This is a genomic window from Kitasatospora sp. NPDC018058, assembly GCF_044327205.1.
GTDB lineage: Bacteria > Actinomycetota > Actinomycetes > Streptomycetales > Streptomycetaceae > Kitasatospora.
Genome location: NZ_JBIRFA010000034.1, coordinates 32,863 through 45,790, shown reverse-complemented (window position 1 = coordinate 45,790; position 12,928 = coordinate 32,863). Strand labels below are relative to the sequence as shown.

Genomic DNA, 12,928 nt, shown 5'->3' with positions numbered 1-12,928 from the left:
GTGCGCCCCGCCCCCGGGTGCCCCGTTTCTCCGGCTACCCCCGCGACGCCGCGACCGCCGGGGCCGGTGCGGTGCGGCGGTCGCTCGCCGCCCAGCGGGCGACCGGCCCCATCGCGCACCCGGCGGCGAGGAAAACCCCGCCGAGCACCAGCCAGCCCGCGAGGCCGCCGTCCAGCAGCAGCGTGGTGAGCAGCAGCGGCCCGAGGGTGCGGGCGACGGCCACGCCGGTGCCGAAGAAGCCCTGGTACTGGCCGATCCGCTCCGGTGGCGCGAGGTCGAAGCCGAGCTGCCAGGAGCCGGCCGACTGCCGCATCTCCCCCGCGACCTGGAGGACGGCCGCGGCCGTCAGCAGCGCCCCGACCGCCCAGACCGGGACGTCCAGCGCGGACAGGCCGCAGACCGCGCAGGAGGCGAGCAGCAGCACCCCGGCCGAGCGGACCGCCTTCACCGCCGAGTCCAGCCCGGTGACGCCGCGCGCCGCCCGGACCTGGAAGGCCAGCACCGCCACGGTGTTCAGTACGAAGAGCGCCGAGCCGAGCCAGCCGATCCCGGGGGCGCGCTCGGCGATCCACAGCGGCAGCACCAGGCTGAGCAGCGGCATCCGCAGCAGCAGCACGGTGTTGACCAGGGTCACGGCGGCATAGCGCCGGTCGCGCAGCACGGCCAGCCGCGGGCCGGTGCCCGACTCCGGTGCCGCGGGCGGGACTTCGGGCAGCCGGCGGAGGACCAGCGCGCCGGCCAGGAAGCCGATGGCGGTGACGGTGAAAGCGCCCAGGTAGGCGGTCCGGGTGCCGAGGGTGAGCGCGATGCCACCGACGGCTGCGCCAACCGCCAAGCCGCCGTTGAGGGTTGACTGCAGATGGGCGAGCAGTCCGGTCCGCTCCTCGCGCGGCACCAGGCCGGCGACCAGCGCCTGCCGGGCGGCGGTGAGCCCGGACTGCGCGGTGGCGTAGAGGCAGACGGCGAGCAGGAACAGCCCGTAGGAACGGATCACCAGGAAACCGGCGACCACGACCGCCGTGCCGAGCGCGAGCGCCACCGCCGTACGGCGCGGGCCCCGGCGGTCGGCGAGGTGGCCGAGCGGGACGCCGGCCAGCGAGCCGAGCGCCCAGGCGACGGCGAGGCCGACGCCGAGGGCGGTGGCCGACATGCCGACGACCCGGGTGAAGTAGAGCGCGGAGCAGGTGTAATAGGCACCGTCGCCCACGGCGCTCGCCAACTGGGCGGCGGCGAGCGTCCGTTGAGGTCCGGCGGGCGGCAGCAGGGCAAACCGGGCGGCGCTGCGGTTCGGCACGTCTCTCCTGTTCGGCACTTCTCTCCTGACTGACCGGCCGACCATCCGACGGGCGGACTGCGGGCTGACGGACTCGCGGACGGGTGGACGGGCGGCACGCGGGACCGGCGTTCACCAACGATGCCGGCGGGCCTCTGTGTCCTGAGACCCACCCTAGTGAGCGAATGGACCGCCCGATAGGTCCATTGATCTTGAAATTTCCTGGGCCACTTCCGCTCCCCGCCGCACCATCGGACGAGCGGTGAACTCCCGTACGACAGCGCCCGGTTGATCCCCTCAGGCGCTTCGACCCCGGCGCGACCGGTCCCGCCCGCACGGCCGAAGCGCCGTCCGTATCCGCTCCGACTCCCCCGCCCGAACCGGACGAAGCACCTCCACCACCCGGCCGCAGGGCCAAGATTGGCCGTGTTGACCCGTCAGTAGTGCCCTCTTATGCTCAACGGCGTCCGCGATCCGGCACCGGGGCCAGGGCCGTCCGTGCCCGCCCGATCCGGCGCCGTCTCGGCCGGAAGGGTTCCTCCCATCAGCACCCCCATCGCGCCTTCGGACTCCACCGGCCCCCCGGACGAGGCGGCCGGACCGGCCGCCGCCGAGGCCACCGGCCGGCGCCGCTTCCTCACCTACCTGCTGGCCGCACCGACCCTCACCGTCGCCGCCCGGCTCGGCCTGGACGCCGCCGCTCCCGCCACCGCGCAGGCCGCCGTACGAGCCGCCGCCGCTGCCCAGGGCGCCTCCGCACCGCCGCAGTTGCTCGGCCTGCCGGGCATCCCGGACGTCCTCGACCTCGGCGACGCGATGATCCTCGCCGGGCTGCCGACCTCGCACCTGCTGGTACTCGAAATCACCCCCGCCGGGCGTGCCGCGCTCCACCTCCCCCGGCTGGAGGTCGGCCAGGGCCTGACCACCGCTATCGCCATGCTGGTCGCCGAGGAGCTCGACGCCAAGCTCACCGACGTGGACGTCCCACTCTCCGACAGCCGCCCCGAACTGCTCTTCAACCAGATGACCGGCGGCTCCACCTCGGTGCGCTCGCTGTACGACCCGGTGCGCGCCGCGGCCGCCGCCGCCCGTGCCCGACTGGTGACCGCCGCGGCCAACCGCTGGAACGTTCCGGCGGACACCCTGCGCACCGCCGACTCCGCCGTCCTCGCCCCCGACGGCCGCCGCCTCGGCTACGGCGAACTCGCCGCCGACGCCGCCGCGGTGGCGCTGCCCGCCGTGCCCGGCACGCCCAAGCCCGCCGACCAGCGGCGCCTGGTCGGCAAGCCGACCGGCCGGATCGACGCCCGTGACATCGTCACCGGGCGCGCCGAGTACGCCGGGGACCTGCGGATCCCGGGCGCCGTGCCGACCGTGGTCGCCCGCCCGACCACCATCAACGGCACCCTCAAGTCCCTGGACGCCTCGGTCGCCCGCGCCATGCCCGGGGTGCTCGCCGTGGTGCGGATCCCCAGCGGCGTCGCCGTCCTCGCCGAGACCTTCGACCAGGCGCTCAAGGCCCGCGACGCCCTGCGCACCACCTGGAACCCGGGCCCGGTGGCGGACCTCTCCACCTCCGACATCCAGGCCCGACTGCGCGCCGCCCACGCACCGTTCCCGCTCCCGCCGCTGCTCACCCACTACCTGGACGCCGAGTTCGACTTCGCCTTCGTCAACCACGCACCGATGGAGGTGCTGACCGCCGTCGCCGACGTGCGGCCGGGCCGCGCCGAGCTGTGGTTCGCCGCGCAGAGCCCGATCATCGCCCAGCAGACCATCGCCGCCGAACTCGGCCTGCCGCAGCACGCCGTCACCGTCCACGTCGTACGCGGCGGCGGCTCCTTCGGGCGCCGGCTGTTCTTCGACGCCGCCCTGGAGGCCGCCCAGATCTCCAAGGCCGCCGGCCGCCCGGTCAAGCTGATGTGGACCCGCAACGACGACATGCGCCACGGCCGGATGCGCCCCGCCAGCCACCACCGGATCCGCGCCACCTACGGCCTCGGCCAGGTCCTCACCTGGGAGCACCGCGCCGCCACCGTCAGGACCGACCTCAGCCACGGCCTCGGCGAGGCGTTCACCGGGGCCGGCTTCAACCTGTCACTGGCCGGACTCAGCCTCGCCCAGGCCTTCTTCCTGCTCACCGAGAAGAACCCGTACAACGTCGGCATCCCCACCCAGCTGCTCGCCGAACTGCCGCTGGCCATGCACACCGGCAGCTGGCGCTCGGTCTACTCCGGCATGGTCCGGGTCGCCGACGAGATCACGATGGACGAACTCGCCCGCCGGATGGGCCAGGACGAGCTCGCCTTCCGCCGTGCCCGACTGCGCGACGCCGCCGGGAAGGCGCTCCTGGACACCGTCGCCACCGCCGGCGACTGGGGCCGCGCGATGCCGCCCGGCCAGGCCCAGGGCGTCGGCTACCACGACGAGAACGGCGGCCGGGTCGCCTACCTGGTCGAACTGGACGCCTCCGACCGGGCCGACCCCCGGGTCACCAAGGCGGTGATCGCCGCCGACGTCGGCCAGGTCATCAACCCCCGCGGCCTGGAAGCCCAGTTGACCGGCGCGCTGATCGACGGCATCTCGGTCATCCTGCAGGCCGGCAACCACATCGACAACGGCGCGGTACGGGAGGGAAGTTACGCCGACTTCCACTACGCCCGACAGCGCCACTCCCCGCCGGTGGTCGAGATCCACCTGATGCCGCCGAGCGGAGCCCCGGGCGGCGCGGGCGAGTTGGGCGTCCCGGCGGCCTCGGCCGCCGTCGCCAACGCCTATGCGCGCGCGACCGGCACCAGCCCCCGCTCCTTCCCGATCAACTTCTGACCGCCGCCGACCGACCGAACCGAGGACCTCGACTCCCCATGCCCACCCACACCTTCGTCCTGAACGGGCAGCCCGTCACCGTCGATGCCCCGGACGACATGCCGCTGCTCTGGGTACTGCGCGACAAGCTCGGCGTCACCGGCCCCAAGTACGGCTGCGGGGTGGGCGTCTGCCGGGCCTGCACCAGCCACCTCGACGGCCAGGAGTTCCAGCCCTGCACCCGCTCCGTCAAGGACTGCGGGGGCCGCGCCGTCACCACCATCGAGGGCCTGGCCGACGGCGACACCCTGCACCCGGTGCAGGAGGCCTGGATCGACTGCGACGTCGCCCAGTGCGGCTTCTGCCAGCCGGGCCAGATCATGACCGCGGTCGCCCTGCTGCGCCGCACGCCCGAGCCGACGGACGCGGACATCGACCAGATCCAGAACATCTGCCGCTGCGGCAGCTACCCGCGCATCCGCGAGGCGATCAAGCGGGCCGCGGCGGCCCGGCAGGCGCGCTGACGCGGGTGCGCCCCCGCGCGCCGGTGGCACCACCGTCACCACCACGGCCAACGCCGTCACGTGCGATCCAGCGGCCTTCTGGTGGGCGCGGTCGGCAGCGACACCGGCACCGCCCCCGGGTTCGACAGCGGCTGCAGGTCGTCCGCGACGGTCACCCGGTCGTCCCACCCGCCCCGGGGTCGCGGCCGAAGAAGGCGGCGAGCCGGTCGTACGCCGGGGCGTCCGCGGGAACGGACACCTCCGGCCCGAAGGCGCGGTGGTCCGATTCCTCGCCGCGGTACTCGGGCTTGAGCGCGCCGCGGGCCCAGGCGAGGGCGGCGGACGCGACCTCGTGGTCCAGGCCGTCGGCGGACTGACCAGTGGCGTGCGCCAAGTCCCATGCGTGGACGGCGAATTCGACGATCTGCTGGTCCACCGGGAAGCGCGCCGGCGCGGACCCGCCGCCGGGGAGCTCCACGGCCCCGGTGAGGTCGCCGGCCGACCGCCAGGCCTCGACCAGCTGCTCCGCACCGGCCTCGAAGGCGTGCAGCCAGTCCTCCTCCACCCGCTCGAAGGACTGCGACCAGTCCGGCTGCCCTCCCTCGGCCCGGATGGTGAACTGCCGGAGGTCGAACAGGAGATGGCTGATCAGGTCGCCGACGTCCCAGGAGCGGCAGGGCGTCGAGTGGCCGGCCAGCTCGATGCCGGTGCCGTCGATCAGCCCGGCGGTCTGCGCGAGGGCCCGGGCGAGCAGCTCGATCGGGTCGTCCGCTGCGGTCATGGCACACCTCTCGGTCGGGGGCGCACGGGGTCGTGCCGGGCGATCGTAAGCGCGAGCGCCGACAACCGCTCGGCACGACACCGCCCCCGACGAACGGTCAGGCCGCGAACCCGCCGTCCACCGCCAGCTCGGCGCCGGTGACGTACCGACCGTCCTCGCCGACCAGGTAGGCGACGGCAGCCGCCACCTCCGCCGCCGTGCCGTAGCGGCCGAGCGCGGTGAAGCCGCGCTGGAAGTCGGCGGACTCGCCGTCAGCCGGGTTCATGTCGGTGTCGATGGGGCCCGGGTGGACCAGGTTGGCGGTGATCCCGCGCGGGCCGAGTTCCCTGGCCAGCGCCTTGGTCAGGCCGATCAGCGCGGCCTTGCTGGTCGCGTAGAGCGTGCCGCCGGAGAAGACGACGCGCTGCGCGATGCAGCTGCCGATGCTGACGATCCGTCCGCCGTCCGCCAGGTGGGCGGCTGCCGCCTGCGCGTACAGGTAGGGCGCCCGGACGTTCACCTCCAGCACCCGGTCGATCTCGTCCAGCGCCATCTCCTCGATTGGACCTCCGGCGCCGACGCCCGCGTTGTTCACCAGGATGTCCAGGCGGCCGAACCGCTCGGCGACCGCCGCCACCGCGGCGCGCACCGCCTCCGGGTCGGCGCTGTCCGCCCGGACGGCCCAGCCGGTCCGCCCCATCGCGGTGATCTTCGCGACCACCTCCTCGGCGCGCTCGGCCTCGCCCTGGTAGGTCAGCGCCACATCGGCGCCGTCCTCGGCCAGCCGCAGCGCGACCGCCGCCCCGATCCCCCGACTGCCGCCGGTCACCAGGGCCACCTTGCCGTCGAGCGCCACCGCACCGTTCATCGTCATATCTGCAGAACTCCTTGTTCCGGTCTGGGACATGACTCCATCCTCGGCCGCAACGCCCCTCGACTCCAGCGGTATTCAGACGTCGCGTTCAACCTTCAACTACGACTCCGCACGCCCCCGGTCGTACGACCCGACCGCCGGCTGCCCGGTCCAGGGAGCCGCCGATGAGTTCACTGTCGCCGATCAGTCGAACCATCATTCGACCCTACCGGCGCGGAAATCCGTCCCGGGAGCCGTGCGCGGGAACCGCGAACGCGTCGAACGGCCACCCCGCGCAGGGGTGGCCACTCGACGCGGAGGTGATGAGGCGTCAGATCGTCAGGGTCTGACCCGGGAAGATCAGGTCCGGGTTGCCGCCGATGGTGCGGGCGTTCTTGCTGTACAGGCTGTCGGTGTCGACGCCGAACTTGGCGGCGATGTCGCTCAGCGTGTCACCGCTCCGGACGGTGTAGCCGCCGCCGGAGGTGTTCTTCTCCGTGACCGGCGCCGAGTGGGCCGGCTTGGCCGACGGCTGGCCTGGCGCGGCCTTCGGCGCCTGCTGCTTCGTCTTGGGCGCGGCCGGCTGCTTCGCCTTGGATGCGGCCGGCTGGGCGGCCTTCGGGGCCGCGGCGGGCTTCGCGGCCCGCGTGGTGGGCTTCGCGGCGGGGGCGCTCGTGTCCGCCGAGGTGTCGACGACGGCCGGGGCGCCGCCCTTGCTCAGGCCCGCCTTCTTGGAGCAGACGGGCCAGGCGCCCGGCCCCTGCGAGGCGAGCACCTTCTCGGCGACGGAGATCTGCTGCGCCTTGGTCGCCTGGTTGGCCTGGGGGGCGTACGCGGTCCCGCCGTACGCGGCCCAGGTGGACGGGGTGAACTGCAGTCCGCCGTGGAAGCCGTTGCCGGTGCTGATGCTCCAGTTGCCGCCGCTCTCGCACTGGGCGACGGCGTCCCAGGCGGAGGAAGGCGCGGCGGAGGCCGAGGTGGCCGTGACGAGGCCGGCCACCGGCAGGGCCGCGACGGCGGCACCCGCGACGACCGCCATCCGAACGCGGTTGCGCTTGGTGCTGACGGTGGTGTCGGTGGCAGCGGCGGTCTCGTGACGGGAAGTCATGAAAGTCCTCTCGACAAGCCCCGGGCGGGCAGCGGGAACCAGGCCCGGGACATGGGCCGGTCGGTCGCGCTTGCCTCACTCGACGGGCGGCCGCACACGTGTCGGACGTGCCGTGCCGCCCCGGCCACCTCCGCTCGCCGACGGCCTGTACGAGCCGGCCTGCTCGGCGGGCACCGCCCTAGCGCCGCGGGTCAGTCGGCGGGCGGTGCGTCGGGGTGAACCCGGGTGGCGCTCGTTGCGCCGCCAAGAAAGCTAGGGGGCATGTCCGGGGCGCAGCAAGCAATTCTTGGTCTTCGCAGGTCAGTTGACTGTTACCGGCGGTATCGATCAAGAAACTGCGCCCGGTTCGACCGAGTTTGACCGCATTTTCGCAATCAAACGATCAATTCCCGTGCCCTCACTCACATCTGTCCAGCCGTGAACTCCGGCATGCCATCCACCCACCGCGACCGGGAATTGACATACCGTCACCGGCGAATCCGGAGTTCCCGATTCGGGAGCCCGATCAGGTGGGATCCACCACACCCATCACCCGACGCGTCCATGCGAACGCACTCAGCTACGCCCGTCGAGCTCCGCGTCCCGCGCCAGCAGCGCCGCCTGCACCCGGTTCTCGCAGCCCAGCTTGGCCAGGATCCGGCTGACGTACGTCTTCACCGTCGCCTCGCTCATGTGGATCCTCGCCCCCGCATCCGCGTTCGACAGACCCTCACCGAGCAGCGCCAACACCTCCAGCTCGCGCCCGGTGAGCACCTCCAGCCGGCGCCTGGCCAGCGCGCTGCGGGCGGCCGTCGAAGCGCTGCGGCCGGAGGCCAGCGAGTCGACGATGTGCCGGGTGGCGGCCGGGGAGAGGAAGGCGTTGCCGCTGGCGGCCGCCCGGACGGCCTGGATCAGCTCGTTCGGCGCGGTGTCCTTGAGCAGGAATCCGGCGCCGCCCTCGGTCACGGCGCGCAGGACGTTCTCGCGCTCCCCGAAGGTGGTGAGGATGATCGCCCGTGCGCCGGGTGCGACCCTCCCCAGCTCCCCGAGCGCCGTCAGCCCGTCCATCACCGGCATCTGGATGTCCAGCAGCACCACGTCCACCCGGTGCGCGCGGGCCAGCTCCAGCGCCTCCCGGCCGTCGGCGGCCTCCGCGACCACCTCGATGTCGTCGGCCGAACCCAGGATCATCCTGATCCCGGCCCGGATGAGCGGCTCGTCGTCGGCGACGAGGACTCGGATCACTGCTGGTCATTCCCCTCGAACGATGATGCGATTGCGGCACCATCCTCACATCCCGGCCGCCCCGTACCCCGACCGGGCCACCGGAGCCGGGCAGTGGCCGGCCGGGGCGGTCAGTTCTTGCTGATGTACTCCACCTTGTCCACTAGCACCCCGCCCTTGAAGCAGAAGCGCGCCACGTGGCTGTCCGACCAGGAGTCGTCCGAATCGCCGTTCGCCAGGGCGTACCAGCGGCAGTGCGAGCCCTCCGGCCGGGCCGGCCCGTCCTTCTGGAAGTCGGAGGTGAAGAAGTCGTTGCCGGGCGGCAGCCGGCGCATCACCTCGGCCTTGGACTCACCCACCCGGACCTGGTCGTAGAGCGACTGCCGCACCGTCGAGTCGCTGCTGCCCCGGACGAAGGCCATCACGCCCCAGATCAGCAGGCCCACGACGACCAGCGTGACCGCGCCCACCCCGGCCGCGCAGCCGATCGCCGGGCTGCGTCGCCCGCCGCCCGTCCCCTCGTCCGGGGACAGGCCCTCGAACACCCAGTCCTCCTCCCCGACCAGGGCGGCGGCGCCGTCGGACTCCACCCCCTCGTAGGGGAGGACGGCCGCCAGCCGGAAGCCCTCCTCGGGCGTCGCCCCGGCATGCACCATGCCGCCGACCAGCCGGGCGCGCTCCCGCAGCCCGGTCAGCCCCTGTCCGCCGCTGACCACCGCCCCCGCGCCGGTGTGTGCGCCGACGAGCTCCGGCGCGCGGGGGTTGGTGACCTCGACCACCAGCGCGTCCGGCTCGTACCGGAGCGCGACCGCGATCGGCGCGCCGGGGGCGTGCTTGTGCGCGTTGGTGAGCGCCTCCTGCACGATCCGGTACGCCGCGTTGTCGACCGCGGCCGCCAGTGGGCGCTGCTCACCCTCCGTCGAGTACGCCACCTGCGTCCCGGCCGCCCGGGAGGACTCCAGCAGCCCCGCGATCCCGTCCACCCCGCCGCGGACCGGCGCCGCGCCCGGCGCCCCGGCCACCGGCGGCAGCGCCGTCGACTCGTCGTGCAGCACGCCGACCACCTCGCGCAGCTCGCGCATCGCCGCGACCGCCGCCTGCCGCAGCACACCGACCGCCTCCCGCTGCCGGTCGCTGAGCGTGCGGTCCACCTCCAGCGCACCCGAGTGCACGGAGATCAGCGCGAGCTGGTGCCCCAGGCTGTCGTGCATGTCCTGAGCGATCCGGTGCCGCTCCCGCAGCCGTGCCTGGTGCACCACCATGACCCGCTCGCGGACCAGCTGGTCGTTGCGCTCGCGCAGCGCGTCCAGCAGTGCCCGGCGCTGCGCCCGGTAGCGGCCGTACAGCGCGGGCAGGACGACGAAGACCAGGAACATGCCGAGCGACAGTCCGATGATCAGCTTGGGCGCGCCCGAGGCCCCGTCCTTCAACGTCCCGGTCACGGAGAACAGCAGATAGCTCAGGACGAAGGAGCCCAGCAGCCGCCAGACCCGGCGGATCCGCGCCCCGGCGGCCCAGCCCGCGCAGACCAGCATCGGCAACGGCCCGAGCGACCAGCCGGTGATGGCCCCGGTCAGCACCAGCACGGTGCCCGGGAACCCCCGCCGCAGCACCCACAGTCCAGCGACCGCGAGCCCGAAGGGCACCTCCAGGCCGGTGCGGCTGATCACCTCCAGCAGGCCGGCGAGCACGCCCATGAACACGGCCAGCACGGCCTCGCCCACCACCCGCCGCCGGGGCCAGGGCCCCGGCAGCGCCGTCAGTACCGCCTTCGACCAGGCCCGTGCGATCGTTTCCACCCGTCGAGGCTAACCGGGCGGGCACCGCCGCCGCGGTCACCCTTCGTCGCCCTCCGCACCGACGAAAGTCTCCGATCCGTACGCGGTCAGCAGCAGCGCCACGTCGTCCACCCGCCCGGTCGAGCCGACCTCGCGCAGCAGCCGCTCGGCCAGCTCCTCCAGTTCCTCCCCGGCCCGGCCGCGGTCCAGTGCGGCGCGCAGCCGGTCCACCCCGTCGTCGATCGCCAGCGCCGGGTCCTCCACCAGCCCGTCGGTGTAGAGGGCGAGCACGGAGCCGGGCCGCAGCCGCAGCTCGCTGACCGGGTACGCGGCCTCCTCGTCCACACCCAACAGCGCCCCACCCGGCACGTACAGCGCCTCGGCCCGCCCGTCCGGATGGCGCAGCACCGGCGGCAGGTGCCCGGCACGGGCGATCCGGACGGTGCCGTCGGCGGGGGTGATGCGGACCAGGCAGCAGCTGGCGAGCAGCCCCGGGTCGAGGTCCAGCAACAGCCGGTTGGTCCGGGCGAGCACCTGGTCTGGCGGCTCGCCGCCGCTGGCGAAGGCCCGGACGGCGCTGCGCAGCTGGCCCATCGCGGCGGCGGCGCCGACGCTGTGGCCCTCGACGTCGCCGATCACCAGGGTGAGGTCCGCGCCGGTGACGATGGCGTCGTACCAGTCCCCGCCGATCTCCATGCCCTGGGTGCCGGGCAGGTAGCGGGCGGTGATCCCGATGCCGGGCACCTGCGGGAGCCGGTGCGGCAGCAGGGCCTGCTGCAGGCCGCGGGCCAGCGCGAACTCGGCGTCGTAGAGCCGGGCACGCTCCAGGGCCTGGGCGATGAAGCCGCCGAGGCCGGTGAGCAGGCCGCGCTCCTCGGCGGTGAAGGGGCGCGGGCGGTCGAAGCCGAGGATGCAGCTGCCGACCGGGCGGCCGGAGGCGATCAGCGGCAGGAAGGCCCAGGCGTCCATCTCGTCCAGGGCCAGGCCGGGGTAGGCGGCGGCGAGCTCGTGCACCGACTCGAAGAAGATCGGGGTGCCGGTGCTGAGCGTCTCGGCGCCGGGCACGAGGGCGTCCACCGGGGTGCCCTCGAAGCCGTCCAGGAAGCCGTCGGGGTAGCCGGACTGGAACACCAGGTACAGCTGCTTCTCGCGCATCCCGTAGATGGCGAGCTCCTGGCCGCCGAAGGCCGGGAGGATCTCCTCGGCCACCGCCCGGCACACGTCGCACACGGTGACCGCCTCGGTGAGCGCGCTGGCGAGCTGGAGCAGGTGGTGGGTACCGCCCACGCCGGTGGTGGCCGCGGACGGCGGCGGGGCGGCGGCCGGCTCGGCCGCACCCGGCGGGGCCTCGGCGGCCACCACCCGACCGGTGACGCCTTGGCTGTCGGGGTAGAGCGAGAAGGCCAGCCAGCCGTCCGGCGGGCGGGCGGCCAGGAAGGCGGTGGGCTGCTGGGAGAGGAGGGCCGCGCGGTAGCGGTTCTCGTAGAAGGGGGCGGCGAGCCAGGACAGCACCTCCCAGGGGTGGTGGCCGACCAGCTGCTCCCGGCTCGTCCGCAGCAGCGGTTCGGTGGCGCGGTTGGCGTAGGTGATCAGGCCGTCCGGGTCGAGCGAGAAGACGCCCTCGCGAAGCCGCTCGACGGCGGCCGCGGCGGCGGTGAGCGTCCGCACGTCCAGGACGGCGCCGACCAGGTGGGTCCGGCCGTCGACGATCACGCTTGGCACCCGGGCCCACAGCTCCACCGGGTACGGGTGGCCGTCCGGCCCGAGCACCCGCACCCGGGCGGCCCGCACCTCGCCGCGCTCCAGGGCGGTGCGCGCGGCGGCCCGGAACTCGGGTATGTCCCCGGGGGCGATCCGGCGGGTCAGGCAGCTCACCGTGCCGTCGAACTCGCCCGGTGCGAAGCCGAAGATCTCCCGGAACAGCGCATCGGCGGCGATCGCACCGGTGGCCGTGTTCCAGTCGAACAGCCCGACCCGGGTGGTGGGCACCGACGGCGGCGGCAGCTCCACCGCGGCGGCGTCCTCCGGCGGCTCGACCGGCCGGCCGGACGCCACCAACTCGGCCAGGCCGGAACCGAGTCGGGAGGCGATCGCGACCAACTCGCCGACTCCCTGGTCCGGCACCCCCTCGTCCGAGGCCGGCCACAGCACGCTGAGCACCCCGAACCGCTCCCCGCCCTGCCCCACCGGCACGCAGGCGGACACGAAGTCGTACGGCAGGCCGACCGCCAGCTGCGGGAAGCGCCGCATGGTGTCCTCGGTGTCGGCCAGCGCGATGGTCCGGCCGGTCCGGAAGCAGACCGCTACCGGCAGCGGCCCGGCGGCTGCGACCCGCCGGAACGGGCTCATGATCGACAGCGGCACCCCCGCCAGGGTCAGCAGCACCAGTGACCGACGGTCACGCGAGCGCAGGTACACCATCGCCCCGTACGCCCCGGTCGACCCGAGCACCCGCCGGACGGCCGCCGCCAGCAGTTCGTCCCGCTCGCGCACCGCCTCGGGGACCACCTCCGGGCCCGCGCCCGAGGCCGCGTCCGGAACCGGGTCCAGGACCGGTTCCGACAGCGTTTCCGGGACCGCCTCGCGGACCGGCTCGGCGGCCCCGCCGGTCGCATGCGGATGGCGCATGCTCCCTTGCTACGTCC

At 74.0% G+C, this 12,928-nt stretch carries 9 protein-coding genes; 2 read left to right on the top strand and 7 right to left on the bottom strand.

All coding sequences use genetic code 11. The features are described from left to right. Positions 1-34: 34 nt before the first annotated feature. Complete coding sequence (locus ACH4E7_RS34265; RefSeq protein ID WP_396253058.1) at positions 35-1,294, bottom strand: MFS transporter; 1,260 nt, start codon at positions 1,292-1,294, stop codon at positions 35-37. A 477-nt stretch (positions 1,295-1,771) separates the two neighbouring features. Here ACH4E7_RS34265 and ACH4E7_RS34260 point away from each other — a divergent pair, with 477 nt between their 5' ends. Continuing rightward, positions 1,772-4,099, top strand: a complete 2,328-nt coding sequence (locus ACH4E7_RS34260; RefSeq protein ID WP_396253056.1) for a molybdopterin cofactor-binding domain-containing protein — start codon at positions 1,772-1,774, stop codon at positions 4,097-4,099. A 38-nt stretch (positions 4,100-4,137) separates the two neighbouring features. Continuing rightward, complete coding sequence (locus ACH4E7_RS34255; protein ID WP_396253055.1) at positions 4,138-4,602, top strand: (2Fe-2S)-binding protein; 465 nt, start codon at positions 4,138-4,140, stop codon at positions 4,600-4,602. A 151-nt stretch (positions 4,603-4,753) separates the two neighbouring features. Here the strand turns inward: ACH4E7_RS34255 and ACH4E7_RS34250 are convergent, their stop codons facing one another. The 6 genes from ACH4E7_RS34250 to ACH4E7_RS34225 all read right to left on the bottom strand — a co-directional run bounded on the left by ACH4E7_RS34250 (position 4,754) and on the right by ACH4E7_RS34225 (position 12,911). Continuing rightward, on the bottom strand, positions 4,754-5,362 hold the full coding sequence (locus tag ACH4E7_RS34250; RefSeq protein WP_396253054.1) for a TIGR03086 family metal-binding protein: 609 nt from the start codon (positions 5,360-5,362) through the stop codon (positions 4,754-4,756). Positions 5,363-5,459: 97 nt separating this feature from the next. After that, positions 5,460-6,215 (bottom strand): SDR family oxidoreductase, encoded by a 756-nt coding sequence (locus ACH4E7_RS34245; RefSeq protein WP_396253053.1) that lies wholly within the window; start codon positions 6,213-6,215, stop codon positions 5,460-5,462. A 310-nt stretch (positions 6,216-6,525) separates the two neighbouring features. Beyond that, entirely contained in the window at positions 6,526-7,302 is a 777-nt protein-coding gene (locus tag ACH4E7_RS34240) for a transglycosylase family protein (protein ID WP_396253052.1), read from the bottom strand. A 555-nt stretch (positions 7,303-7,857) separates the two neighbouring features. Continuing rightward, the gene (locus tag ACH4E7_RS34235) at positions 7,858-8,526 is read right to left on the bottom strand and encodes a response regulator (RefSeq protein WP_396253050.1); all 669 of its coding nucleotides are present in this window, start codon (positions 8,524-8,526) and stop codon (positions 7,858-7,860) included. Positions 8,527-8,636: 110 nt separating this feature from the next. Further along, positions 8,637-10,304 carry a sensor histidine kinase gene (locus ACH4E7_RS34230; protein WP_396253049.1) on the bottom strand — a complete coding sequence of 556 codons (1,668 nt, stop codon included), beginning with the start codon at positions 10,302-10,304 and terminating at the stop codon, positions 8,637-8,639. Positions 10,305-10,340: 36 nt separating this feature from the next. Then, positions 10,341-12,911: a SpoIIE family protein phosphatase gene (locus tag ACH4E7_RS34225; RefSeq protein ID WP_396253048.1), complete on the bottom strand. Its 2,571-nt coding sequence runs from the start codon at positions 12,909-12,911 to the stop codon at positions 10,341-10,343. Positions 12,912-12,928 lie beyond the last annotated feature (17 nt).